Source organism: Arthrobacter sp. Y3224055 (assembly GCF_059090825.1).
Genome location: NZ_JBNHGB010000008.1, coordinates 38,023 through 62,946, shown reverse-complemented (window position 1 = coordinate 62,946; position 24,924 = coordinate 38,023). Strand labels below are relative to the sequence as shown.

23 protein-coding genes and 3 riboswitches are annotated in these 24,924 nt (G+C 69.7%); of the genes, 9 read left to right on the top strand and 14 right to left on the bottom strand.

Annotation, left to right across the window (positions count from 1 at the left end):
- Nucleotides 1-48: 48 nt before the first annotated feature.
- The 9 genes from fdhD to AC5RTY_RS16520 form a co-directional block, all read right to left on the bottom strand.
- Entirely contained in the window at nucleotides 49-933 is an 885-nt protein-coding gene (fdhD, locus tag AC5RTY_RS16560) for a formate dehydrogenase accessory sulfurtransferase FdhD (RefSeq protein ID WP_494139961.1), read from the bottom strand.
- 98 nt (nucleotides 934-1,031) lie between these two features.
- The gene (locus AC5RTY_RS16555) at nucleotides 1,032-2,201 is read right to left on the bottom strand and encodes a molybdopterin molybdotransferase MoeA (protein ID WP_494139960.1); all 1,170 of its coding nucleotides are present in this window, start codon (nucleotides 2,199-2,201) and stop codon (nucleotides 1,032-1,034) included.
- Nucleotides 2,198-2,476 carry a DUF6457 domain-containing protein gene (locus tag AC5RTY_RS16550; protein WP_494014674.1) on the bottom strand — a complete coding sequence of 93 codons (279 nt, stop codon included), beginning with the start codon at nucleotides 2,474-2,476 and terminating at the stop codon, nucleotides 2,198-2,200. Before AC5RTY_RS16550 ends, AC5RTY_RS16555 begins: the two co-directional genes overlap by 4 nt.
- A 49-nt stretch (nucleotides 2,477-2,525) precedes the next feature.
- On the bottom strand, nucleotides 2,526-3,227 hold the full coding sequence (mobA, locus tag AC5RTY_RS16545; RefSeq protein ID WP_494139959.1) for a molybdenum cofactor guanylyltransferase: 702 nt from the start codon (nucleotides 3,225-3,227) through the stop codon (nucleotides 2,526-2,528).
- Complete coding sequence (locus AC5RTY_RS16540) at nucleotides 3,224-3,724, bottom strand: HNH endonuclease (RefSeq protein WP_493979388.1); 501 nt, start codon at nucleotides 3,722-3,724, stop codon at nucleotides 3,224-3,226. Before AC5RTY_RS16540 ends, mobA begins: the two co-directional genes overlap by 4 nt.
- Before the next feature lie 373 nt (nucleotides 3,725-4,097).
- Nucleotides 4,098-4,892: an NlpC/P60 family protein gene (locus AC5RTY_RS16535; RefSeq protein WP_494014677.1), complete on the bottom strand. Its 795-nt coding sequence runs from the start codon at nucleotides 4,890-4,892 to the stop codon at nucleotides 4,098-4,100.
- Nucleotides 4,893-4,896: 4 nt separating this feature from the next.
- Nucleotides 4,897-5,065, bottom strand: a riboswitch (cyclic di-AMP (ydaO/yuaA leader).
- Between the two features lie 519 nt (nucleotides 5,066-5,584).
- Nucleotides 5,585-6,208, bottom strand: a complete 624-nt coding sequence (locus AC5RTY_RS16530) for an NlpC/P60 family protein (protein WP_494026290.1) — start codon at nucleotides 6,206-6,208, stop codon at nucleotides 5,585-5,587.
- A 103-nt stretch (nucleotides 6,209-6,311) separates the two neighbouring features.
- Nucleotides 6,312-6,484, bottom strand: a riboswitch (cyclic di-AMP (ydaO/yuaA leader).
- 117 nt (nucleotides 6,485-6,601) lie between these two features.
- Nucleotides 6,602-7,198 (bottom strand): M23 family metallopeptidase, encoded by a 597-nt coding sequence (locus AC5RTY_RS16525; protein ID WP_494001766.1) that lies wholly within the window; start codon nucleotides 7,196-7,198, stop codon nucleotides 6,602-6,604.
- 177 nt (nucleotides 7,199-7,375) lie between these two features.
- Nucleotides 7,376-7,589: riboswitch (cyclic di-AMP (ydaO/yuaA leader) on the bottom strand.
- A 99-nt stretch (nucleotides 7,590-7,688) separates the two neighbouring features.
- Nucleotides 7,689-8,384, bottom strand: a complete 696-nt coding sequence (locus AC5RTY_RS16520; RefSeq protein ID WP_494139958.1) for an iron-dependent transcriptional repressor DtxR — start codon at nucleotides 8,382-8,384, stop codon at nucleotides 7,689-7,691.
- Nucleotides 8,385-8,632: 248 nt separating this feature from the next.
- Here AC5RTY_RS16520 and serC point away from each other — a divergent pair, with 248 nt between their 5' ends.
- On the top strand, nucleotides 8,633-9,766 hold the full coding sequence (gene serC / locus AC5RTY_RS16515; RefSeq protein WP_494139957.1) for a phosphoserine transaminase: 1,134 nt from the start codon (nucleotides 8,633-8,635) through the stop codon (nucleotides 9,764-9,766).
- Between the two features lie 412 nt (nucleotides 9,767-10,178).
- Nucleotides 10,179-12,218, top strand: a complete 2,040-nt coding sequence (locus AC5RTY_RS16510; protein WP_494139956.1) for an HNH endonuclease signature motif containing protein — start codon at nucleotides 10,179-10,181, stop codon at nucleotides 12,216-12,218.
- A gap of 104 nt (nucleotides 12,219-12,322) precedes the next feature.
- Here the strand turns inward: AC5RTY_RS16510 and AC5RTY_RS16505 are convergent, their stop codons facing one another.
- Genes AC5RTY_RS16505 through AC5RTY_RS16495 form a run of 3 tightly spaced genes read right to left on the bottom strand, consistent with a single transcriptional unit; the run spans nucleotide 12,323 to nucleotide 14,815 of the window.
- Complete coding sequence (locus AC5RTY_RS16505; RefSeq protein ID WP_494139955.1) at nucleotides 12,323-13,588, bottom strand: MFS transporter; 1,266 nt, start codon at nucleotides 13,586-13,588, stop codon at nucleotides 12,323-12,325.
- A 47-nt stretch (nucleotides 13,589-13,635) separates the two neighbouring features.
- The gene (locus tag AC5RTY_RS16500; protein WP_494139954.1) at nucleotides 13,636-14,421 is read right to left on the bottom strand and encodes a DUF3027 domain-containing protein; all 786 of its coding nucleotides are present in this window, start codon (nucleotides 14,419-14,421) and stop codon (nucleotides 13,636-13,638) included.
- Nucleotides 14,422-14,431: 10 nt separating this feature from the next.
- A complete protein-coding gene (locus tag AC5RTY_RS16495; protein WP_494014722.1) occupies nucleotides 14,432-14,815 on the bottom strand; it encodes a cold-shock protein in 384 nt (127 codons plus the stop codon).
- 230 nt (nucleotides 14,816-15,045) lie between these two features.
- Between AC5RTY_RS16495 and AC5RTY_RS16490 the strand changes: the two genes are divergently transcribed.
- The 3 genes from AC5RTY_RS16490 to AC5RTY_RS16480 all read left to right on the top strand — a co-directional run bounded on the left by AC5RTY_RS16490 (nucleotide 15,046) and on the right by AC5RTY_RS16480 (nucleotide 19,652).
- Complete coding sequence (locus AC5RTY_RS16490) at nucleotides 15,046-15,300, top strand: hypothetical protein (protein WP_494073372.1); 255 nt, start codon at nucleotides 15,046-15,048, stop codon at nucleotides 15,298-15,300.
- An 86-nt stretch (nucleotides 15,301-15,386) separates the two neighbouring features.
- Nucleotides 15,387-17,996 carry a helicase-associated domain-containing protein gene (locus AC5RTY_RS16485; RefSeq protein ID WP_494139953.1) on the top strand — a complete coding sequence of 870 codons (2,610 nt, stop codon included), beginning with the start codon at nucleotides 15,387-15,389 and terminating at the stop codon, nucleotides 17,994-17,996.
- A complete protein-coding gene (locus AC5RTY_RS16480; protein ID WP_494139952.1) occupies nucleotides 17,997-19,652 on the top strand; it encodes a DNA repair helicase XPB in 1,656 nt (551 codons plus the stop codon).
- Nucleotides 19,653-19,676: 24 nt separating this feature from the next.
- Here the strand turns inward: AC5RTY_RS16480 and AC5RTY_RS16475 are convergent, their stop codons facing one another.
- Nucleotides 19,677-19,940: a hypothetical protein gene (locus AC5RTY_RS16475; RefSeq protein WP_494139951.1), complete on the bottom strand. Its 264-nt coding sequence runs from the start codon at nucleotides 19,938-19,940 to the stop codon at nucleotides 19,677-19,679.
- 178 nt (nucleotides 19,941-20,118) lie between these two features.
- Between AC5RTY_RS16475 and AC5RTY_RS16470 the strand changes: the two genes are divergently transcribed.
- From AC5RTY_RS16470 to AC5RTY_RS16460, 3 genes are all read left to right on the top strand, one after another.
- Nucleotides 20,119-20,829, top strand: a complete 711-nt coding sequence (locus tag AC5RTY_RS16470; protein WP_494001776.1) for a response regulator transcription factor — start codon at nucleotides 20,119-20,121, stop codon at nucleotides 20,827-20,829.
- A 3-nt stretch (nucleotides 20,830-20,832) separates the two neighbouring features.
- A complete protein-coding gene (locus AC5RTY_RS16465; protein WP_494139950.1) occupies nucleotides 20,833-22,290 on the top strand; it encodes a sensor histidine kinase in 1,458 nt (485 codons plus the stop codon).
- A 120-nt stretch (nucleotides 22,291-22,410) separates the two neighbouring features.
- A complete protein-coding gene (locus tag AC5RTY_RS16460) occupies nucleotides 22,411-22,701 on the top strand; it encodes a WXG100 family type VII secretion target (protein ID WP_494001778.1) in 291 nt (96 codons plus the stop codon).
- Nucleotides 22,702-22,777: 76 nt separating this feature from the next.
- On the opposite strand, the gene AC5RTY_RS16455 is transcribed toward AC5RTY_RS16460, so the two are convergent.
- Nucleotides 22,778-23,863: an RNase H family protein gene (locus AC5RTY_RS16455; protein WP_494139949.1), complete on the bottom strand. Its 1,086-nt coding sequence runs from the start codon at nucleotides 23,861-23,863 to the stop codon at nucleotides 22,778-22,780.
- Nucleotides 23,864-23,978: 115 nt separating this feature from the next.
- Between AC5RTY_RS16455 and AC5RTY_RS16450 the strand changes: the two genes are divergently transcribed.
- Entirely contained in the window at nucleotides 23,979-24,899 is a 921-nt protein-coding gene (locus AC5RTY_RS16450; protein WP_494139948.1) for a DUF4031 domain-containing protein, read from the top strand.
- Nucleotides 24,900-24,924 lie beyond the last annotated feature (25 nt).

Here is a 24,924-nt window from a genome sequence, read left to right as displayed (position 1 = left end):
CCTAATGTATCCCGGCTCACACCGGTTCCCCGACTCACCCGGCGCGTCTCACACGAAATTCCCGACGGCGGCGCCCACCCGCCCCGGGTGGGCGTACACGTTAATGCTGCGGCCGCGGCTGAAGCCGGCCAGCGTCAGTCCCACCTTTTCCGCCAGCTCGACGGCGAGCGAGGACGGCGCGCTCACGGCCGACAGGACGGGGATCCCCGCGAGATAGGCCTTCTGGACCAATTCGAACGAGGCGCGCCCGGAGACCTGCAGCACCGTGTTGCGCAGCGGCAGCCGCCCCTCGCGCAGCGCCCAACCCACCACCTTGTCCACCGCGTTGTGCCGGCCCACGTCTTCGCGCAGGCAGAGCAGTTCGCCCGCGACGCTGAACAGCCCAGCGGCGTGGACGCCGCCGGTGCGCTCGAACACCTGCTGCCGTTCGCGCAGCCGGTCCGGCAACTGCAGCAGAATCTCCAGCGGCACTTCGCCGCCGGCACCGGTGCCGTCCGCGCCCGGGGAGGCTCCGCCGTCGTCATGGTGCAGCGGGAAGCGCGAGCGCTTCGTCACGGCGTCGATCGAGGCGGTGCCGCAGATGCCGCACGCGCTGCTGGTGACCACCTGCCGGTCAAGCCGCGGATCCGGCAGCGCCACCCCCGGCGCCAACTGGGCCTCCACCACGTTGAAGGTCTGCCGCCCGTCCTCGTCCTCGCCGGCACAGAAGCGCATCGAGACGAGATGTTCGGGCGACCAGATGACGCCCTCGGAGACCAGGAAGCCGGCCACCAGGTCGAAGTCGTCGCCCGGGGTGCGCATGGTGATGGAGAAGGCGCGGCCGGCCAGCCGGATCTCCAGCGGCTCTTCCACCGCCATCACGTCCTCGCGGCGGCGCGGCGGCGCATCGAGACTGAGTTTGAGCACCTTGCGGCGCTGCGTCAAGCGGCCCATGAAGTTCTCCTCTACTGCCTGTAACAAGGGTAAGGCAGCCACGCGGCTGCGCGCGGCGGGCGCGGCGGGCGGGGCCGGCTGCGCGCTGGGAGCGCCGTTTACCAGGGCAGCTCGAGGGCCGGCAACTGCTCGCCGGGTTCTGCGCCGGCGGCCGGCACCACCATCACGCCGTCAGCGGCCGCCAGTCCCCGCATCATCGCCGAACCGATGCGGTCCGCGGGGACGGCACCGCCATCCGGCGACCGGCCGTAGGGCACCAGCCGGTCCTGGTCGTGCAGCGGTGGCATGGCTGTTCCGGCGGGCACGGTGCGCAGCGGGGCCAGCGGCCGGCCGGTCATCCCGGCCAGCAGCGGAGCCGCCAGGGTCAGCAGCGCCATCATGGCGGCCAGCGGATTGCCCGGCAGGCCCACCAGCAGCCGCCCGTCGGCCAGCCGGGCCAGCAGCGCCGGATGCCCCGGACGCATCCGGACGGACGGAACCAGGATCGTGGCCGCGTCCGCATCCAGCACCCGGCGCAGATGATCGGCCGACGAGTGGCCCGTTCCGCCGGTGGTGACCACGACGTCGCCGCCGCAGCCGGCGATGGCTTCCGCGGTGGCCGCGAAGTCGTCGGGCAGCCGCCGGCTGTCCACCACCTGGCCGCCGAGCCGGGCGATGATGGCCGGCAGCGTGGGCCCGAACGTGTCCCGGACCCGGCCCGGTGCGGGAATGCCCGAGGTGACGACCTCGTCGCCGGTGAGCAGCAGGGCCACCTGCGGCACGGGGGCAACGGGGAGCGCGTCGTGGCCGCACACCGCCGCGACGGCCAGATGCGCCGGGGTCAGCACGGTGCCGGCGGAGACCACGACGGCGCCGGCGGCGGTCTCCTCGCCGGCCGGGCGGATGTGCCGCCCGGGGGCCAGTTCCCGCGCGTCGGTCCCCGCGCACAGCTGCAGCCGGCCAGTCGCCGCGGTGCCGCATTCGCTGCGCAGCACGCTGTCCGTGCCGTCGGGGATCAGGCCGCCGGTGACTACCGGGGCGGCCAGCCCCGGCCGCAGGGCGCTGCCGGCCGGCACCAACTGCCACGGCCCCGTGCCGGCAATGGCCCAGCCGTCCATGGCGGAGGAAGCGTAGTGCGGGACCGGCACCAGCGCCGGCAGGTCGCGGGCCAGCGTGCGGCCGGCACAGGCGGCCAACTCCACCTTCGAGAGATCGGGCCGCCCCGCGTCCCGGCCCGCGGCATAGGCGGCTCTGCGGGCGTCGTCCCAGCGCAGTCCGGAGCCACTCACTCCTGCACTGCGCCGTGCCGGCGCGCCACTTCGTCGGCCACGCGGGAGGCGGCGCGCATGGCCACCTCAGGTGTTGCCTGTCCGGTGGCGGCCGCCAGGCCGGCCGCGTAGCCCACCACGAAGGTGGTCAGGGGCGCCGCCGGGCGGATCACGCTGTGCGCCGCGACGCCGGCGAGCCCCAGCACGGCGTCGATGTCAACGGGCGTGTCTTCGATTTCCAGCGCCTGGAGCAGTTCGCTGACGAAGGGGGAGAGCTTTTCGGCCGCTCCGGACACAATGGCCTCCGATCCGCCCGGTGCGGGCAAGTACAACGTTTGTTTCAGGCTACGGCGCAGGCCGAACAATGCCAAAGCGGCCCGCGTCCTGCCACGTGTCGACATCGGAGGTGTGGCCCCCTGACGGGCCCTCGAGCGTGACTTCCGCGGCGGGCAGGCCGCCGAGCAGCCGCCTGACCGGCTGGCCGGCCAACCCGGCTGCTCCCCCGGCGTTCCGCACCGCGGCCTCCAGCGCCGTGCTGTCCGCGCAGCAAGCCAGCGGCTGCTGTTTGCCGTCGGCGTCCACCGGGATCCAGAGCCTGGCCTCCGGCCGGCTGACGGCGTGGCGCAGCAGCAATTCCGGCAGCCCGGACAGCATCGGCATGTCGCAGGCGAAGAGCAGCGTGAACGGCGCCCGCACGGAGGCACCGCCGTCGTCGTCCCGCGCCCGCGCGGAGCCCCCGCCGTCGTCGTCCCGCAACAGCGCCTGGATCCCCGCCGCGATGCCCGCTGCCGGGCCGGAGAACGGCGGGTCCTCCCGGGTGAGCGTCAGCCGCAGCGGCTGCGGGACCAGTGCGCGGCGGAAAGCTTCCACTTCCTCGGACAGGTCGTCGGGGCCGACGACGGAGATCCGCCGGGCCCCGCGGACGGCCTCCAGCGTGCGGCGCAACAGGGTGGATCCCTCGAGCCGCAACAGTGCCTTGGGGCTGCCGCCCAGACGCGAGGACCGGCCGCCGGCCAGCACGACGGCGTCGAAAAGCGGAGCGGTCACGCGGCGGTATGGGTGTCGAGGAACTGGCTCCAGGCCGGGGCGGGACGGTCCAGGTCGCGGATCCGCCAGCGGGCGCCGCTGGGCGGCCGGGGCGTGAAGCGCAGGCTCCAGCCCATTTGGGCCAGCGTGCGGTCGCCCTTGGCGTTGTTGCAGCGCAGGCAGCAGGCCACCAGGTTCTCCCAACTGTCTTCTCCCCCGCGGGACCGGGGCTTGACGTGGTCCACCGTGGTGGCTGTCTTCCCGCAGTAGGCGCAGAGGTGGTTGTCGCGGCGCAGGACGCCGCGGCGGGTCACCGCGGTGTCCTTGTTGTACGGCATCTTAATGTAGCGGTTGAGCAGGATGACCGAGGGGCGGCCCAGTATGTCGTTGGGGCCGACGACGGGGTCCCCGTCTTCGGCGATTACGCTGGCTTTGCCGGTGAGCACAAGAAGCAGCGCCCGGCGGAAGGTGACAACCGCCAGGGGTTCATAACCAGCATTCAGAACGAGTGTGCGCATGCACATTCCTCTAGGTCTGGCCAACCCGACCGGTGCTTCAGATCCCGGTCCGGGACTGGATTTTCTGCACTGACAGTCAAAGAGTATGACGGCGAGTGCGTTCCGCGCTAACTTTTTCGCTGCCCGCGGGCCGTCGGAATGACGCCGCGGGCGGTCCGGCGGCGCGGGGCGGGCGGTCCGGCGGCGCGCCGGCGGGCGGTCCGGCGGGCGGTCCGGCGGCGCGGCGGCGGGCACCCGCGGGGTTCACCTTGGGCCGTGACGAGACAGTCCGCGCAGGCGTCTGGCCTCCCGACAACGCCGCCGGCCCCGGTGCGCGCGCTGGGCGTGCACCGGGGCCGGCGGGACGGTCGCTGCGGACCGGGAAGGCTTGTGCCTAGTTGACGCGGATGGCTACGTAGCCGGATCCGACGTCCGCGCTGGCCAGTGCCGTGGTGTAACCGGTCCAGCCGCCGTGGATGGCCTGGCCGTTGCCCACGTAGATGGCGATGTGCGCAACACCTGCTCCGCCGTCGGAGTAGTAGAGCAGATCGCCCGGCTGCGGGGTGGAAACCTGGGTGCCGTAGCTGAAGAACTGTGCGGGTGCGAGGTCGCCCACCGAGAAACCGGCGGCGCGCAGCGCCTTCTCCACCATGGCGGTGCAGTCCTGCGAGATGCCGATCTGGCCGTATGCGGAGGACACCAGCGTGGAGGCCACGCCGCTGGCGGAAGCTTCGGCCTTCGCCGGCGCTGCCTTGGCTGCGGGAGCCGCGGCGGCTGCCTTGACCTCGACCGCGGGAGCGGCGGCCTGGACGGCACCCTGGGCGGTGTCTGCGGCCTCCTCGACGACCGGGGCCACTTCCTCGGCCACGGCTTCGACGACAGGCTCGGGCTCCGGGGCCGGAGTGGACTTGATGGCGGGACGCGAGAAGGTCAGCTCGACGGCACTCGAAGCCTGGACGGTGTCCACCTGCACGCGGCTGGGTACGGACACCGTGGATGCGGTGCGTTCGATGGAGGTTGACTGCGCGGGAACCGCGGCGGTCAGGGCCAGTCCGGACGCGGCAGCGATCACGGCTGCCGAGCGACCCATGGATCCGGCATTGGACGAGACGGCTTTGGAAATCGTCTCCAGCGGGTTGGTGCGGACGGAAACGGCGCGGTGGCGCCCCGTAGCGGTGTCATTGAACACGTTAAAGGCCTCTCCCAATGCCTGCGAGGTGAGCTGTCGGATTCGGATGGGAGTGCATCCGGCCGCAGCCCTCCCCGGCATTGCCTGAGAGTGCTGGCGACTTAACCCCAAGGGTTCCTGTACGGAACCCGAAATTGGTTCCCCCGCCTCTGCCCGCGAAGTTTTTTGCGAACGGACTCCGGACGGTGGCAGAGCTCGGCAATCCACCCGGAGGTCCCAGCCGTTTGGCAACTGGCACGCGTTAGAGCGTATACGATCAATCACGCATTGTCACATTCTGATCACGGCGTGGTGATGTTTTGATTACGACAGCCGTCGGAGCCCTGCTGCCAGACGGTTCCGGGACGGGGCTGGTACGAAGGGTGCACCGTGCGTTTCGGGGCTGCGCGCACGTTCCAAGCGCCGTTGTCGCGCGGGTCTTCCGAACGGGTCATCCGCGCCCGTTTCCGAGCAGAGGTTCCGCGCGGCTCCGGACCCGACTTCGCGCACGGGTCTTCCGCGCGCCGACCGGACCCCTTCTTCGCGCCACTCCTGGGCAGGTCTGCCGCGCGCTGTGTCCGCGCGCCGATTCCGCCCAGGTCCTCCGCGCGCCGCACCCGCGCACCGATTCCACCCAGGTCCTCCGCGCGCCGTTTTTAACGCCCGCAGCGCGCCCCGAAGGACGCGCCGCGAGAAGGCCGTGACAGGAAGCGCTAGCCTGCCGGACGGATGAAGACCGGGCCGGAGCCGATGTAGGCGCTGCCCAGAACAGTGCTGTAGCCCGCCCATCCGCCGTGGACCGCCTGGCCGTTGCCGACGTAGATGGCCACGTGGGCCACGCCGGCACCGCCGTTGGCGTAGTAGATGATGTCGCCGGGCTGCGGGGTGGCCACCTGTGTGCCGTAGGCAAAGAACTGCGCCGGGGCGAGGTCGCCCACCGCGAAGCCTGCCGCGCGCAGGGCGTTCTCGACCAGGGCCGTGCAGTCCTGGGCGACGCCGATCTGTCCGTAGGCGGCCGCGACGATGGCGCCGGCGGCTCCGCTGGCGGCAGCCTCGCCGGCCTTCTTGACAGTCTTGGTTTCGTTCGACCCGGCGTCGTTGCCGGTCGTGGGGTTGATTTCGTTGGAGACGGCCTGGACAACCGGCTCCGGCGCGGGGGTGGAGGTGATCCCCGCGCGTTCGAAGGTCAGCTTCACGGCTGCGGAGGCCTGCACGGCTTCCACCTGCACGCGGGCCGGGGCCTCGACCCCTCGGTCAGCGCTGACAGCCTGGGCCGGGATGGTACCGGTCAGAACCAAGCCGGTAGCGGCGGCGATCACGGCACCCTGACGTCCCATGGTTCCCGCATTCGCGGACACAGCCTTGGAAATCGTCTCAAGCGGGCTCGTGCGGACGGGGGTCGCACGATGGCGGCCCGCAGTAATGCTCTTGGACACGGTCTGTACCTCTCCCAAATGCCTGCGAAGTGAGCTGTCGGGTTCGGATGGGAGTTCATCCGGCCGGCAGGCTGCGGGCTGGTGGCCCGGGCCTGGTCGGCTTTACCCCAAGGACACCGTGCGATGTCCGGGAAGTGGTTCCCCCGCCTCTGCCATGCGATTCGGTGCGAACGAACTTCGGGCGACGGCAGAGTTCGGCATTCCGCCCGAAGGTGCCAGCCTGTTGACGACGGGCACGGGTGAAACCTTATAACAATTTGCGGGATGTGTCACGTTCCGATTACGGCGTGTTCATCACAGCCAGCCGGTGGGGTCCACCAGCTTGTCGTTGACCATTACTTCGAAGTGGAGGTGGCAGCCAGTTGAGGCGCCGGTGGTGCCGCTTTGGCCCACCATCTCCCCGCGTTGCACGGTGGCACCGACGGACGTGTCAATGGTGCTCAGGTGGTTGTAGGTGGTCTTCAGGCCGTTGCCGTGGTCCACCACGATCCGGTTACCTCCGCCGCCGACTTGGAAGCCCGCCTCGACGACGGTTCCGCCGGCCGCTGCGTGGACGGGGGTGCCGCAGGCTGCTCCGTAGTCCTGGCCGGTGTGCAGCTCCCCGGCGTAGCCGGTGATGGGGCTGACGCGGTAGCCGAACGGCGACGTCATGGTCAGCTCGTCCATCGGCTGCGAGAGGGAGCCTTCGCTGCTGACGACCTTGGCATTGCTGCCCGAGGCGACCATGACCTGCTTCAGCTTCGTGTCCGGGTCGAATTTGCTGGTCAGGCCGGCACGCTCGAACGTCAGCCGGGCTTCGGTGGCGGCGGAGATGCTGCTGGCGGCCGGGGCATCCTGCGGGGCGTCGGCGGTGGCGCCGGCCGTCGTCGGCAGCATCACGGTCAGGGCCATCCCGGAGGCGGCTGCAACGATCGCTGTCTTATGCCCGACGTCGCGCGCGGCTGCTGCTACCGGAGACGGCGCCGGCTGGGCGCGGCGTCGGCCGGGCGTTGCGGCACGAGGGCGTGAGTGTTCGGCCGGGGCGGTTGAACGGCGCCGTCCCGAGGCTTTGTGTCCTGCCAAAATTCTGTTACCTCTCCCAAAGCGCCTGCGAAGTTAGCTGTCGGATTCGAGTCAAGAGAAAACTCGGCCACACCGCACAGAGCGCCGGTGGAACGATTCACCGAGGCTTTGCCCGCTGCGGCTTCACCCCAAGGCAGCGAACAAACTGCCGCTTGGTGGGTCCTCCGCCCCTGTCTCACGGATACACGCCTCCGCCGACAGGGTTCGGCTTGCGAAGGGTGTGGGAATCGATGTCTCGATGCCCGGGTCAACTATACGTAAAACTCCCCGAAAGTAATAAATCCGTTATCCGGGGTGCGTGTTTTCAAGGGTCAACGTTTCATCGCATTGATACAAAGATGTGCGCGGCAACTTCCGGAGGCAGTTCCAAGGCCCCTTCGATCCCCGGCACGCGCACGGAGATGTACTCGCCGGCGGTCTCCAGCTGAAGGCTTGCTCCCGGCTTCAAACCGCCCTCTTCCAGCTGGAGCAGCAGTTCCGGTTCCACCTGGATGGGCTCCGCCAGCCTGACGATGCTCACCTCTTTGTCGGACGTGTAGCCGCCCATGGCCTGCGCCAGATTGAGCACGCCGGTGGTGAACTCTTCGGCCGGCTGGCCCCCGAGCGCTTCCAGGCCGGGGATGGGATTGCCGTACGGCGAAACCGTCGGCCTGCCCAACAGTTCGTAGAGCCGCTGCTCCACCCGCTCGCTCATCACGTGCTCCCAGCGGCAGGCCTCGTCATGCACGTAGGCCCAGTCCAGTCCGATGACGTCGGAGAGCAGCCGCTCGGCAAGTCGGTGCTTGCGCATCACTTCGGTGGCTTTTCGCCGGCCCAGCTCGGTCAGTTCCAGATGCCTGTCGCCGGTGACGACCACGAGTCCGTCCCGCTCCATCCGCCCGATCGTCTGCGACACGGTCGGACCCGAGTGGCGCAGCCGCTCGGCGATCCGGGCGCGCAGCGCGACGATGTTCTCTTCTTCGAGCTCGAGGATAGTGCGCAGGTACATCTCGGTAGTGTCGATGAGATCAGTCAATGGCTTCTTGCTCCTCGGCGCGGTGAAAAGGCTGCTCTAGCAGCATGCATGAGGGTGTTTTCCCCTCCCCAGCCTAGCCTGTTTTCCTTGCCGGCCCGGCAGCTTCGCCGCGGGCTGACGCGCCGAGCGGCCAACGCAACAATGCCCACTGCAACTAACGGCGGCCCTCGGCGTTGAGGCAGAATGAAACGGGCGTTCAACGGCGAACCGCCATCGAGATCATTGCCACCACGCCAGGAAAGGTATTCATGAGCGATACCCAGTCCATCAGCATTCCCGCCGACCTGCTGCCGAAAGACGGGCGCTTTGGCGCTGGGCCGTCCAAGGTGCGCCCGGAACAGGTCGACGCCCTGGTCGCCGCCGGCAAGAACCTCCTGGGCACGTCGCACCGCCAGGCACCGGTGAAGAATCTGGTGGGCAGCGTCCGCGAAGGGCTCAAGGAGTTCTTCAAGGCGCCGGAGGGTTACGAGGTCATCCTCGGCGTCGGCGGCTCGACGGCGTTTTGGGACGTTGCAACCTTCGGACTGGTCGAGCAGAAGGCCCAGCACTTGTCCTTCGGGGAGTTCAGCTCCAAGTTCGCCGCGGCCACCAACAAGGCTCCGTTCCTGGCCGAGTCCAGCATCATCACCTCGGAACCCGGCTCCCGGCCGGAGCCGCGGGCTGAGGCCGGCGTGGATGTCTACGCGTGGGCGCAGAACGAAACCTCCACCGGCGTGGCGGCTCCGGTGCAGCGTGTGGAGGGTGCCGACGACGGCGCCCTGGTCCTCATCGACGCCACCTCCGCCGCGGGCGGGCTCGACGTCGACGTCGCCCAGAGCGACGTCTACTACTTCGCGCCCCAGAAAAACTTCGCGTCAGACGGCGGCCTGTGGCTGGGCGTCTTCTCCCCCGCAGCGCTGGAACGGGCCGCCCGGATCGGCGCCACCGACCGCTGGATTCCGGACTTCCTCAATCTTGAAACGGCCATCGACAATTCGCTGAAGAACCAGACCTACAACACGCCCGCGCTGGCAACCTTGGTCACGCTCAACGCCCAGATCGAGTGGCTGAACGGCAACGGCGGTTTGGACTTTGCTTCCGCCCGGACCGCCGATTCGGCAGGACGGGTGTACCAGTGGGCGGAGGCTTCCGCCGTGGCGACCCCGTACGTGGCGAACCCGGAGCACCGCTCGAACGTCATTGCGACGGTGGACTTCGACGAGTCTGTTGACGCCGCAGCGGTCGCCAAGGTGCTGCGCGCCAACGGAGTGGTGGACGTGGAGCCGTACCGCAAGCTCGGCCGCAACCAGCTGCGCATCGCCACCTTTGTCGCCGTGGAGCCGGAGGACGTCAGCGCACTGCTGGCCTGCATCGACTACGTGGTGGACCGGTTCAAGGGCTGACTCCCCCGACCTCGCGTCGTTCGCAAGGGTCCGGCTTCCGTTCGCGGCGGCCGGACCTTTTGCATTGGCAGCGTTGCCTAGACCGTTGCGCCAGCGGTGAGCGACAGCGACGTGCGTTAGCAGTGTGCGTTAGCAGTGTGCGTTAGCAGTGTGCGTTAGCAGTGTGCGTCAGCGGCGCGCGTCAGCGGCGCGCGTCAGCAGCGCGTCAGCAGCTCGCGTCAGCGGCGCGCGTCAGCGGCGCGCGTCAGCGGCGTGCCTCATTGGCGTGCGTCAGTGGCGTGCGTCAGCAGCTCAGCAGCTCGCCTGTGCACGATGGCGCCGGCAGCGTTGCGTCCCACCAGCGTCGTCCCGCCGTCCAGCGAGCCTGAATGCTCGCCCCTAAACTGTCGGAGGCAGCCGGTAGCGTGTGGCTATGGAGGGCGAGGTCGACGAGCTTCGGTTCCCGGTTCCCGGACAGGAACTGGTGATGGACCTTGGCGTGCCTTCGCGTCCGGACAATTCCCTGCTGGAAGCGCTGCTGCAGCACGTGGTGGCAGAGGCACTGCTCCGGCGTTATGGTATCGAACCTGATCGCGCCGAACTATTTCCCGCGGCCGCTGACCCTGACGCGTCTGCCGCCGCCGAGGCGGCCGACACTGCAGAGATTCCCTCGCCGACCGAAGCCAACGGCGGCGGGCAGCCAGCCATGCCCGAGGATCCCGGAGCATCCCAGGGATCTGGCACCGGACAGCCGACGGCCGGGACCACCGAGGAAGGGGTAGGCCTGCCCGTGGTGCCGGAGGACGCCGATGGTAAGCCTGTGATGCCCGAGGGCGGGGTGGGGGTGCCTGCCGTGCTGGCCGGTTTGCTGGCGGTGATGGAGCCGGCGGAGCTGGATGACGTGCAGACCATGGATTACCTTTTGGCTGCGGGGCGGGTGGAGGCGTGGGTGCAGTCCTGCCGGGTGAAGGCGTTGGACCGCTTCGCCCGGCTGCGTCCCGGTGCTGGCGGGGACCGGGACCCGGAAGGCTTTTCCCGCTTCGCGCCACAGGAGATCTCGGCGCACCTGTGCACCGGTGACGCGTCGGCGCGGGCCATGCTGGCCGACGCTCGGCAGATCTGCACGCACCTGCCGGGCACTCTCGAGGCGATGGGCCGCGGGGACCTGGACTTGCCGCGGGCGAAGGCGCTGGCCCGCGGCTGCGCGGACCTGCCGGCCGAATGCCTGCCGGACTTTGAGGCCGCGGTGCTGCCCGGCGCCGGGGACGTCACACTGGATACGGTGCGGTCCCGTGCCCGGCGGATGCGGGACCGGCTGCACCCGGAATCCCTGGCGCAGCGGCACCGGCGGGCCAACGAGTCCCGGGACGTGCAGCTGACCGACCAGGACGACGGGATGGCCGAACTGTGGATCCGCACCGGCGCGGACAAGGCGCATCTGGTCTTCGACCGGATCCAGGCCACAGCCCGCTCCCTCCAAGGCCCAGGCGAGACCAGGACCCTGCCCCAACTCCGCGCCGACGTGTTCTCTGACCTCATGCTCCCCGGCCGCACCGGCCGGACCTGCACCCCGAACACGGATGCAGCGGAAGACGCGGGACCGGCAGCACCGGAGCCGGCCGCGGCACCGACAGAACCGGCCGCGGCACTGGCACCAGCCGGCAGCGGAAGCGGCAGGTTCGCTGAAGACTCCGTGGGGAACGGCACTGTTGCGGCCCCTCCGCCGGCCCCGGTCGGCGGAGGTACCCGGACCGCACCCGGCAGCGGCAGCGGCGGTAACTGCGGCGGTGCTGGGCCGGCGCTGCTGGTCACGGTGCCCCTGGCCACGCTGCTGGGACTGGGCGAGGAGCCCGGGGACCTGGCCGGGCACGGGCCGATCCCGGCAGACATGGGACGGGAGCTGGCGCAGCTGGCCAGGTCCTGGTTGCCGGTGCTCACCGACGACCACGGCCAGGCGATCGCGGCCGCCCGGAAACTGCGGACTCCGCCCGAATGGCTCAAACGCCTGATCCGTGTCCGGGACCGGCACTGCCGCTTCCCAGGCTGCCGCCGCGCGGCCAGATACTGCGAGATCGACCATGTCCGCGGCTGGGACGACGGCGGGCCAACTGTGCCGGAAAACTTGCAGTGCCTGTGCAGCGCCCACCACGCGGCGAAGACCGGCGGGCACATCCAGGCCCAGGCCGGGCCACACGGTCAGATCACGTGGACCACGCGCACCGGCCACCGCAAGACCACTTACCCGGACGAGGGCTGGGACGCCCTCCTGCCCCGGCCGAAGGAAACGGAAGCGGCATCTAGCGGCGAAAGCGAAGAGAACACCGACGCCGCACCCGCCGCGGGAGACGCAGCCACCCGCGACGCCATCGACCGCGATGCCATCGAGCCCGGCGACCAACCACCAAAACGTACGCTCGGCGGCATCGAACTGCCCGACGACAACACTGACCCCAACGCACCACCCCCATTCTGAGCTTCCCGCGGCACGAGCAGAAAATGTCGGGGGCGCTTGCGGAGAATGCCGTAACCTCAGCAGAAAATGCCGGGTGCGTGGGGCGCCTGCGGCCTCGGAATCTTTTAGGCGCGACGGTCCGGCACGCCGTAGGTAATGGTGAGTTTCCGGGCCGCAGAGCGGTCGAAGCGCAGACGCATGTGGTGGGCACGCCAGGCCCACACGATCCCGATCGCGGCGGCGGCCACGCCGGACAGCGCGGCCACTCCCAGCCCCCAGCGCGGGCCGAAGCTGTTGGCCACCAAACCGACCAGAGGCGCACCGATCGGGGTTCCGCCCATCAGGATGGCCATATACAAAGACATGACGCGCCCGCGCATCATGGGAGCAGTCGTGGTCTGCACGTACGCATTGGCGCTGGTCATGATCGTGATGGCGGCAGCGCCGACCGGCACGAGCGCCAGCCCGAAAAGCCAAACCGTGGGGGCGAGCCCTGCCACAGTGCAGGCGATGCCGAAGGCCACCGACGCGCCGAAGATATAGCGCAGCCGCGGCCGGTCACGCCGTGCGCTAAGCAGCGAACCGGTGACCGAACCCGCGGCCATGACCGAGGAGAGCAAACCGAAATCGCCGGCATGTCCGCCGAATTCGGTCCGCGCCATGGAGGCGACAAAGACGGAAAAGTTTAGGCCGAAGGTACCGATGATAAAGATGGCGGCGAGCACCACCACGAGGTCGGGCCGCTGCTTCACATACCGGAAGCCTTCGAGGATCTGCCCGCGTCCCTTGGCGGCCTTCTCCCGCAGGTGAAGCTCCTGCCGTCGGATGGCGAGCAGCGCCGCGATCATTGCCGCGAAGGTGGCGGTGTTAATCAGGAATACCGGTCCGGGACCAATGGCGACGGTGAGCACACCGGCAATGGCCGGCCCGACCATTCTGGCCAGGTTGAAGGACGTGCTGTTCAGCGCCACTGCGTTGGGCAGGTAATCGTCGCGCACCACGTCCGAGACGAACGTCTGCCGTGCCGGCGCATCCACCGCCGTCACCATGCCGAGCGCCAGGGCAAAAGCGTAGACATGCCACAACTGGGCGACGTCGGCGATCACCATCAACCCCAACGCCAGGCCCAGCAGGGCCATCGAAATCTGGGTGGCCATCAGCAGCTTTTGGCGGTCAAAGCGGTCGGCTACCAGCCCGGCCCAGGGAGCCATGACCAGTTGTGGTCCCATCTGCAGAGCCATGACGATGCCCATGGCAGCGGCGTCCTGCTCGGTCAAAATGTCGTAGACCAGCCAGTCCTGCGCCGTGCGCTGCATCCACGTGCCGATATTGGAGACCAAAGCTCCAATGAACCAGATCCGGTAGTTGAACAACCTCAGTGAACGAAACACGCTTTACCGCCTCTCCGGCTGCATACCTGCCTCGTCGATGGGTCGCGTCAGGACGTAGTTTCGGCGCCGTCCTCGGTCGCGGTGATGTCGGATGCCTCGGCCGCGGTGATGCCGGAGGCCTCGGTGCCGTTCCCGTCGGCTGAGTCCTCAGTGGCCGGGCGCACGTCCTCGGCTGCAGTCACGCCGTCCGCGGCTACGCCGGAATCGTCTGCCTCGGTCCGATCCGTTGCTGCCACATCGTCGGCAGGAGCGGCCTCGGTCCCGTCCGCGGCCGCTACGTCGTCCGCGGCTTCCTCGGTCTGAGCCGTCGCTGCCGCATCATCGGCAGGAGCTGCCTCGGTGCCGTCCGCCGTGTCTGCCTCATCGTTTGCAGCGGCAGCCTCGGAGCGCTCCGCAGCCTCTGCTTCCGCCGCAGCCGCGGCTTCTTCGGGCCGAACCCGGTCGGCCCACGGCACCCACTCGGGCGCCAGCAGCGACTTCTCGGAGGGAAGCAGGCCCACTTCGCAAACAGTTGCTTCCTTGCCCCGCGGCACCCGGGCCAGCGTGGCGAACCACTGCCAGCCCGCGTAGCCCGCCAGTTGGGCCTCGAACCGGTGGGTGACCAGGCGGTCGCCGTCGGCAAACGTGCCGACGTGTGCACCGATCTGCTCCGACGGGGCGATCTCCAGCACACCGTCGCGCGCACGGTCCACCGCGGCGGCCAACACGGGGTCCAATTTCGGAGCGCGCCTGGCGGGACGACGCCGGGGCGCCGCCTCGGCCTGCGGCTCGTCGGCGACGGCCTGCCCCTCGTCAACCGTCTCAGCGCCGGCGTCGGTCATATTTTCAGTCATCGAGGCCGCTCTACGCGTCCAGGTCGTCGGCCACGCGGCGGAGCACCGCTGCAACCTTCGACGCGTGGGAGCGCTCCGGGTAACGGCCCCTGCGCAGGCCGTTGGAGACCTCGTCCAGCAGCTTAATCAGGTCTTCGGTGATCACGGCCATGTCCTCGGCCGGCTTGCGCGTCGCCCGGACCACCGAGGGAGCGGCGTCGAGGATGCGCGCCGAGAGCGCGGAGGGGCCACGCCGGCCATCCGCTATGCCGAATTCCATCCGGGTGCCTGGCTTGACGTCTTTGACGCCGGCCGGCAGCGCCGAGGCGTGCAGGAACACTTCCTGTCCGTCCTCGCTGGCCAGGAATCCAAACCCTTTATCCGTGTCAAACCACTTGACTTTGCCGATGGGCACTTTGCTTACCTCGTTCTGCTTCATGATGCAGCGGTACCGCACGCTGCTGCGTTCTTACCATGGGCCCCGCCGGTAGCACAGCGGTCGCACATGCGACCGCGCCGAATCGGGGAAAGTCTGTCTCTAGGTTATCGCGTTCCGCTGACTGCCGAGCCCGTTGCCCACCGCTTTCCGCTCGTGGCGTGAGCGCCCGGAATTAGCCCCCGGAATGGCGGCTGTAATCTGGTGTTATGCCCGCAACCGTCCCCGCCCACAATGCGTCCCGCCCCGCCGAGTCCGGTGCTTTGCACCGAGTGCTGGTCCTTGCCGCCGTCGTCGCGCTGTTGACCGGTTTGGGCAGCCTGGGCGTGATTTTGGCCGGTGCCATGGCCGGAACCGAGGTGTGGGCCGGCTTTCTGGGACTGGCCTGGTTCTGCTTTCCCATCGCCTTCGTGCTGATGGTGCTGCTGGTGGCCGGCAGCGTCCGCCGCCGCCGCCGCAGCTAGCGAGCAGCCAGCGCGCAGCAGCCTCTCCCGAGACAGTCCCGCCTCGGCACCGTCGCGCCGCAGAGGCCCGGGGTAACGTTAATCCGGTGTCCTCCATCCGCGCCCTGGCTGGTCAACTGGCCGCCCGCAGCGACACCGAGCTGCGGCAACTGTTTGGCGCCCGTCCGGATCTCTGCCTGCCGGCCGTGCCGGACTTTTCCGCGCTGGCTGCGCGCGCGTGCACGCGGATCAGCCTGCAGCGGGTGCTGGAGCAGCTGTCCCGGCCCGAGCTGGAGGTGCTCGAAGCGGTAGTGCTCAGCACGGATGTGGATGCCGGACGCGCCGCCGACGCCCGCTCCCTGCGGCCGATGCTTGTGCCGCCGGACGGCACGGCGACGCTTCACGAATTAAACTCGTGCCTGACGCGGCTGCATGGGCTGGCCCTGCTGCTGCTCGCCGAACCGCCCTCCGACGACGACGACGGCGGTGGCGCCCTTTTTTCCCCGGCCTACCTACCGGTGGCGAGCCTGGCCGAAGCACTGGGTCCGTACCCGTCCGGCCTTGGCCGCAGCTATGCAGCCCTGGCCGCCGCCAGCCCCGCCGCCGCCGACCATTTGGTCCGTACGGCGCGGCTGCTGCGGGAGGCCGGTCATGCCCTCCCCGCCGACGTTGGCGAGCCGGCCCCGGACGAGAGCGCGGGCGCCCCGTCCCCGGGCGTCCGCGCAGCCGCCGCCCTCGAGAGCTGGCTCGCCGAACCGCGGACCTGGCCGGCGCTGATGGCCCAGGCGCCGGCGCACACGGAGGAGCTGCTCGGGAAGTTCCACCGCTCCCCGCTCGGGGCGCTACCGCATCGGCTGGCCGATACCGGCCCGCGAGACGCCGCCTCGCCCATCGACTGGCTGGCCGCCCACGCGCTGCTGGTGCCCATCGACGCATCGCACGTGGAGCTCCCCCGCCCGGTGGGCCTGGCGGTGCGCGGCGGCGCCGTGGCTGACCCCTGGCACACGCGGCCGCCGGAGGTTGCAGCCCGGCAGGTCCGGAATTCGCTGCGCGACAACGCCGCTTTCTCCGCCGCGGCCGAGACGCTTCGGCTGGTGGCCGAACTGTTGGAACAGATACGCCGGGGCCCGGTGGCCACGCTGCGGGCCGGCGGCGTGGGGGTCCGCGAAGTCCGGCGGCTGGCCGAGGCGTTGCGGATCGAACCGGGCATGACCGGCTGGCTGCTGGAGCTGTCCGCCGCCGCCGGCCTGGTCGTCCTGGACGTAGACACCTCCCGCTGGGTGGTCCCTGCGGGCGCCACGTTCGGCTCCCTGGAGCGCCGGGACCAATGGCAGCTGCTGGTCGCGTCCTGGCTCCAGCTCGACCGGGCGCCGTCATTGGTGGGCGGGCGGACGACGTCGGACACCGCCATTAATGCGCTGGCAGCCGAAGCGTCGCGCCCCGATGCACCGGCAGTCCGGCGCCACGTGCTCGAGGCAGTGGACGAACTCTGCGGTGCGGCCGATTCCGCCACAGGTCGGGTGGGACAGGGCGCGCCGGAAGAGGGTGGAGCGACCAGCGGCAGCACGCCGGCGCCCTCGCCGGAAGCGGTTACCGCCTACCTGGTCTGGCGGCGGCCCCGGCAGCAGCGCCGGTACAAGCGGCTGGTCCCGGGCATCCTGACCGAGGCCGCGAGGCTGGGTCTCACAGGCTCCGGCGCCCTGACCGATCTTGGCCGGGCCACGGCGCAGGACCGGCTGGCCGAGGCCGCCGCGCTGCTGGCGGAGCAGCTGCCGGAACCGCTGGACCAATTCATGCTGCAGGCGGACCTGACGGCCGTTGCTCCCGGGTATCTGGCACCGAACATCGCCGCCGAGCTGTCCCTGCTGTCCGACGCCGAAGGCCAGGGCCCGGCGGCCATCTACCGGTTCTCGGCCAACAGCATCCGGCGCGCCCTGGACACCGGCCGGGATGCGGCCGGAATTCTCGGCTTCCTGACCCGGCATTCGGCAACCGGCGTGCCGCAGCCGTTGGGGTACCTGGTGGAGGACACCGCTTCCCGGCACGGGTCGCTGCGGGTGGGATCGGCCGCGAGTTTCCTGCGCAGCGACGACGAAGATGCCCTGACGGACCTGCTCGCCGACCCGCGCACCGCCCGCCTGGGCCTGCGCCGGCTGGCCCCTACGGTGCTGGTGTCGCGGGCCGGTTCCCGCGACCTGCTCGCCTCCCTGCGCCAGCTCGGTTATGCGCCGGCTCCGGAGGCCGACGACGGCGTGGCCCTGGGCGCCGGGGCAGGCGCCGGCGACGGCGTGGCCCTGGGCGCCGGGGCAGGCACCGGCGGCGGCCGCACTTCCGCCGACAGCACCCCGGCCGATGGTTCCGGCGCGGCGCAGGCCGGCCGGGCGCCGTCGTCGTTCCCGGTCAGGACGAACCCTTGGGAACTCAGCGCCGAAGACACGGATGCGCAGTTGGCGATGCTGCGGAGCAGCGGCGTTCCCGCCCGGCCGGCCGCCGAGGCCGGGCCGCTGCTGGCGCTGGAAACGCTGCGCACCGCGGTCCGGTTGAAACAGAAGGTGCGGATCGGGATCGTGGACCCGGACGGCAACCACCGGCGCCAGGTGATGCTCCCGCTGTCCGTCAGCGGCGGGCGGGTGCGGGTTTTCGACCCCGACCGTGACAGCGAGCGCACTGTCTCCATCCACCGCGTCATGGACATCGAACTAGTGGAGGGCAGCTGAATGGCCAACGGACCCCTGATCGTCCAGAGCGACAAGACCATCCTGCTGGAAGTGGACCACGAACAGGCCACCGAGGCCCGGCACGCCATCGCCGCGTTCGCCGAACTGGAGCGCGCACCCGAGCACATGCATTCCTACCGGATCACTCCGCTGGGGCTGCGGAACGCGCGCGCGGCCGGGCTGGACGCCGAACAGGTGCTGGACACGCTGCTGAACTACTCCCGCTTCCCGGTGCCGCACGCGTTGCTCGTGGACATCGAGGACACCATGTCCCGCTATGGGCGGCTGCGGCTGGAGAAGGACCCGCAGCATGGCCTCGTGCTGCGCACCACCGACTACCCCGTGCTCGAAGAGGTCATGCACGCCAAGAAGATCCAGCCGCTGCTGGGTCCGCGGATCGATGGCGAGACCACCGTGGTGCACTCCTCCCAGCGCGGCCAGCTCAAGCAACTGCTGCTCAAGCTGGGCTGGCCCGCGGAGGACCTGGCCGGCTACGTCGACGGCACGCCGCATCCGATCGCGCTGGCCGAATCCGCGGAACCCGGCGGCTGGCAGTTGCGGCCGTACCAGCGCCTGGCCGTGGAGAATTTCTGGGCCGGCGGTTCCGGCGTCGTCGTCCTGCCGTGCGGGGCCGGCAAGACGCTGGTCGGCGCGGCCGCGATGGCCACCAGCTCCACCACCACCCTGGTGCTGGTGACCAACACCGTCTCCGCGCGGCAGTGGAAGGACGAACTGGTCCGCCGGACCTCCCTGACCGCGGAGGAGGTGGGTGAATACTCCGGTTCGGTCAAGGAGGTCCGGCCGGTCACCATCGCCACCTACCAGGTGCTGACCATGCGCCGCGGCGGGCTGCACCCGCACCTGGAGCTCCTGGATGCCAACGACTGGGGTCTGATCATCTACGACGAGGTGCACCTGCTCCCGGCCCCGATGTTCCGGATGACCGCTGACCTGCAGGCGCGGCGGCGGCTGGGGCTGACCGCCACGCTGGTGCGCGAGGACGGCCGCGAGGGCGAGGTGTTCTCGCTGATCGGCCCGAAGCGCTACGACGCGCCGTGGAAGGACATCGAGGCACAGGGCTACATCGCCCCCGCCGACTGCGTCGAAGTCCGGGTGGACCTGCCGCGGGACGAGCGGGTGGCATACGCCATGGCCGACGACGGCGACAAGTACCGGCTGTGCGCAACGTCGCCGACCAAGACCCCCGTGGTCGATGCCTTGGTGCGGGCGCACCGGGGCGAGCAGCTCCTGGTGATCGGGCAGTACATCGACCAACTGGATGAGATTGCCGCGCACCTGGATGCGCCGGTGATCAAGGGCGAGACGTCGGTGAAGGAACGGCAGCGGCTGTTCGACGCGTTCCGCCGCGGCGAACTGCAGACGCTGGTCGTCTCCAAGGTCGCCAACTTCTCCATCGACCTGCCCGAAGCCACCGTGGCCATCCAGGTGTCCGGTTCGTTCGGCTCGCGTCAGGAAGAAGCCCAGCGCCTGGGCCGGCTCCTGCGCCCGAAGTCGGACGGCCGGGCTGCCCGGTTCTACACGGTGGTGTCGCGGGACACGCTGGACCAGGACTTCGCGGCCAAACGCCAGCGCTTCCTGGCCGAGCAGGGCTACGCCTACACCATCAAGGATGCCAACGACGTGCTGCAGCCGTAGGCCGGTTTGGGGCTGCCGCCGGCCTCAGCGCAGGCCGCCGTTTCGGTACAACTGGAGGAAGGCCTCTTCGCGGACTTCCTCCAGCCGCTGGTAATCAACCGCCCAGCGGCGCCGGTCCATGCGGCGACGGGCAAGGCTTCGGCGTGCGGTGCCCGCCGCCGCGCTCAGCGCCTCCGCCGTGTCGCGGAGCAACTGCCGGAGTTTCAAGGTTCGGGAACCGTCGAACTCCTCAACCGCCTCATGAAGATCCGTTGCTTCGGATTCGCGGGCCAATACTGCTGACTGCATGATTTCCCTTTCGGCTTGTGCCGGACTTTCGCCGACGAATCAAGAATCCGTCGCCGACAGGTGTGGCAGCATCGGGCAAACGACCCATTTGCGCCGGCCGGGCATGGGGCATCCTGGCCGCCCTGCACGCGCAGCATTCATTCAGCAAACTCCCAGAAACCGGGAGCACACTGAAAGGGTGAAAAAGCCTGAGCCCGAAGCCAAACTGCTGGTCGTCGACGACGAGCCGAACATCCGGGAACTGCTGTCCACCTCGCTGCGGTTTGCAGGATTCGAGGTAGTGGCTGCCGCGAACGGCCGCGAGGCCCTGGACGCCGCCGAAGAGCATTTACCGGATCTGGCCGTGCTGGACGTGATGCTGCCGGACATGGACGGATTCACCGTCACCCGCAAGCTGCGGGCCTCCGGCCGGCATTTCCCGGTGGTCTTCCTCACCGCCCGCGACGAAACCGAAGACAAGGTCACCGGCCTAACGGTCGGCGGCGACGACTACGTGACCAAGCCGTTCAGCCTGGACGAAGTGGTGGCCCGGATCCGCGCCGTGCTCCGCCGCACCCGGCCGCTGCTGGAAGACGACGCGATCATCCAGGTGGATGACCTGGAGCTCGACGACGACGCGCACGAGGTCCGTCGGGGCGGCGACGTCATCGACCTCTCCCCCACCGAGTTCAAGCTGCTCCGCTACCTGATGCTGAACCCCAACCGCGTGCTCTCCAAGGCGCAGATCCTGGACCATGTCTGGGAGTATGACTTCAACGGCGACGCCTCGATCGTCGAGTCCTACATCTCCTACCTGCGCCGGAAGATCGACACGAATCCGGATACTCCGCCGCTGATCCAGACCAAGCGCGGCGTGGGGTACCTGCTGCGCACGGCCGACCGCCGCTGATCCATGCTGGATCGATGGAAGTCAGCATCCCTGCGGTCGCAGCTGGTGCTGATCATGGGCGTGCTCATGGTCGCCACCCTGTCCCTGACCTCGGCGCTGATCCTGACCCAGCTGCACGACACACTGGTGAGGCAGCTCGACGAGGACCTGCTCAAGAACCGCCAGTCCATCTCGTCCTTCCTGGTCCGTGAGGCGACGGCCCCCACCGGGATGTCCTACTCGTCGAGGTACTACGGCGCCTTGTTCACGCGCAGCGGCGAGCTCACGCTTGACACCAACCCCACGGGTGACCGCCCGGACCTGCGGGACATCACCCCCGACCGGGCCCAGGCACTCGAGGGCCGGGGGTTCCACGTTGCCGGCACCGAACGGGACAGCCAGGGCTGGCGGGTGTGGGTCACGCCCCTCCAGAACGATTCCGGTTCCGTCGCGGTGGCGGTGAGCTACAGCGAGGTGAACAGCACCTTCGACAAGGTCGCGGCCAGTACGCTTCTGATCGCCGTCTCGGCCACGGTGGCCGCCATCGGCATCGTGTGGCTGGCCGTCACCCGTTCCTTCCGGCCCTTGGCGCGGGTGGAGAAAACGGCAGCGGCCATTGCCGCCGGGGACCTCTCGCGCCGCGTCGACGTGGTGAACCCGGCGACCGAAGTGGGCCGGCTGTCCAGTTCCCTGAACGCCATGCTCGCGCACATCGAAACCGCCTTCGCGTCCCGGACCGCGTCCGAACAGCGAATGCGGCGTTTCGTCCAGGATGCCTCGCACGAGCTGCGCACCCCGCTGGTCACCATCCGCGGCTTCTCCGAGCTGTACCGGCACGGCGCGCTGCAGACGCCCGACGACGTCGGTGCGGCCATGGGCCGGATCGAGAGCGAAGCCAAGCGCATGGGCCAGCTCGTGGAAGACCTGCTGACCCTGGCACGGGTGGACGAACAGCGTCCGCTCGAAACCAGGCCGCTGGATCTCCTCATGCTCGGCAACGATGCGGCGTTGGACGCACGGGCCAGCGCCCCCAACCGCGCCATTACGGTCGTGGGGCTCGACGGCGGGGCGCCGCGGCCCGCCCCGATCGTGGGCGACGAGGCCCGGCTGCGCCAGGTGGTCGCCAACCTGGTCACGAACGCCCTGCGCTACACACCCGACGGCTCACCGCTGGAGATCGCCGTCGGCGTCCAGCCGGGAAGCGACGACCGCCTGGATTCCGTCCTGGAGATCCGCGACCACGGACCGGGCATCTCCGAAGACGAGGCCGCGCGGGTGTTCGAACGTTTCTACCGGGCGGACACCTCCCGCGATCGCGAAACCGGAGGCACCGGGCTCGGCCTGGCCATCGTCGCGGCCCTGGTGGCCCAGCACGACGGAAGCGTCAGGCTGGCTGAAACCCCGGGCGGCGGGGCAACCATGTCCATCCGGATCCCGTATCACCCGCCGGCGGACGAGGACGGCGCCTTCGACCTCGGGTGACCGCGGGCCCGTCCCGCGCTTGGGGGTTTTCCACATCCGTCGGTTCGGGTCTCGCGGCATCTTCCGCCGCTGCCTAGCCTTAACCGTGTCGGACAGATTCATCCACGAGCGGAGGACACCATGGCCGTATTCCAGGTAGACAGCGAGGCTCTGGCCGCCAAGAGCCTCGCTGTCCAGGGCACCATCGGACGGCTGCAGGCGGAGGTGAACACCATGCAGTCCGGGCTGCGCGAATTGGAGTCGCTGTGGACCGGTTCGGCGGCGACGAACTTCCAGCAGCTGATCACGGACTGGCGGGCCACCCAGCTGAAGGTGGAGGAATCCCTGGCCAGCATCAACGCGGCGTTGTCCCACGCCTCCCAGCAGTACTCGCAGGCCGAGGAGGCCAACGCCCGGATGTTCCTGGCCTGACCTTCGTCCGGGCGGGTGCCGGTGCGCGGCCGCAGGGTTTGGCCACGGCGCCGCCGCCCGGTGTGCGGCCGGGCGTTCAGTCCTGCTCGGGTGTGCCCTGGTGGAACCGCAGGCGCCACCGCCCGCCATCGCGCAGCCAGAGCGAACTGCGCAGGGCCGAACCGTCGCGGCGGACGCTGCGGTAGGTCAGCAGGATGCTGTCTTCTCCCAGCCGTTCGACGGCGAAGACCTCCAGGGACGCGTCGAGCTCCGGGCTTTCCTGGAGTTCGCTGATCATCGCGTCCCGCGTCCACATCCGGCCTGCTTCGCCAATCTCGGCGAAGTCGGGGTGCAGCAGCACGGCCAGGCGCCCGTAGTCTGCCCGGACGACGGGGTTGAGCAGCTCCTTCTCGAGCCGCACCACCAGCTCTTCCGCGGCGTCCCCGACAGCGGCCGGATCGGCGAAGTCTTCCAACTCGGAAAAAAGATCGGGTTCCGGCACGACTGCGGCAGCCGGCCGGGCGGCCGGGGCGTTTTTCGGGCGGGAGGCGGCAGCCGGGGTGTTTCCCGGACGGGCGGCGGCAGCCGGGGTGTTTTCGGGGCGGGCGGCGGCAGCCGGGGTGGTTCCCGGGCGGGCGGCGGCAGCCGGGGTGGTTCCCGGGCGGGCGGCGGCAGCCCGCGCAGATCCGATGACGGCGCTGCCGGAGGTTCCCGGTCCGCCGGGAAAGCCCGGGCCGGCCGGTGCGCCGGTGCCGTTCTGAAAGGCGAGGGCCACCGCTCGGGCGCGTTCGTCGGCGGCTTCGTTCAGCCTGTGTCCGGCGTGGCCCTTCACCCACTCGAACTCGTAGCTGCGTCCCTTGATCGCCGCGTCGATGTCTTTGAGCAGGTCGACGTTCAGCACCGGCTTGCCGTCGGCCTTCTTCCAGCCCCGCCGCTTCCAGCCCGGCATCCATTTGGTCACACAGTTGATCACGTACTGGCTGTCACACAACACGCGCAGGTGTTCCTGCGGCAGGTGCGCCGTGGCCCGGAACAGGTCCAGCACGGCCATCAGCTCGCCCTGGTTGTTGGTGCCGTGCGGCCAGCCCCCGGCAGCCCACGCGGTGTCGTCGATGTACCAGGCCCAGCCAGCCGGTCCGGGGTTGCCGAGCGCGGAGCCATCGGCGGCAGCAGTGATAGTCATGATCTCCATCTTTTCAGATCCGACCACCGTTCCTGTCCGTGCGCGGGGCACGTGGCCTACATTCCTGGCCCTAGGGCGGGCGCGGGGCAGACATTCCTGGCCCTAGGCTGGGCACGTGGCAATACTCATCGATCCTCCGCTCTGGCCCGCGCATGGCACCCACTTTTCCCATCTGGTCTCCGACACGTCGCTGGCCGAGCTGCACCGCTTCGCCGCGGCAGCCGGGATCCGCGAGCGGGCCTTCGACCGGGACCACTACGATGTGCCGGCCAGCCGCTACGCCGAGCTGGTCAGGCTGGGTGCCGTCGAAGTCAGCGCCGGTGACCTGACCCGCCGGTTGCAGGCGAGCGGGTTGCGGGTACCGGCCCGTCAGCGCCCGGAGAGGCTGCGCAGGGTGCTGCTCCGCCGGTGGAACGAGCTGCTGCCCGGACACGAGGACCTCGGCCGAGACCTGCTGGACCGTTGGGGAGAACCGCACCGCCATTACCATGGCCCCGGCCACCTTTTGGCTGTCCTGGAGGCGCTGGAACAGCTCACTGCCCCGGCCGGCTCCGTTCCCCGGCCGCGGGCAGTATGGTTGGCGGCCTGGTTCCATGACGCCGTCTACAACGGCCGGCCCGGTGTCGACGAACAGGAATCGGCTGATCTCGCGGCTGCCTGCCTGCCGACGGCGGGCTGCAGCGGCGAGGAGACGGCCGAAGTGGTTCGGCTGGTCCTGCTCACGGCCATCCATTCGCCCGGCCCGCAGGATCTAACCGGTGCCCTGCTGTGCGACGCCGACCTGTCCGTCCTCGGCGGATCGCCGGCGGAGTACCGCAGCTATGTCCGGGACGTCCGCAAAGACTATGCGCACGTGCCCGACGCCGACTTCGCCGCCGGGCGCACCGCCGTCGTCCGCGGTCTGCTGGCGCTGGATCCGCTCTACCGGACCCCCGCGGCCAGGGAGAAGTGGCTGGAGCGTGCCCGGCACAACCTCTCGGCCGAGCTGGAAGCCTGGCACGAGAGGCCCGACTGGCTCGCTGCGGAAAGGGGATAAAGGCCGCGAGGCGCGGCTCCCATGA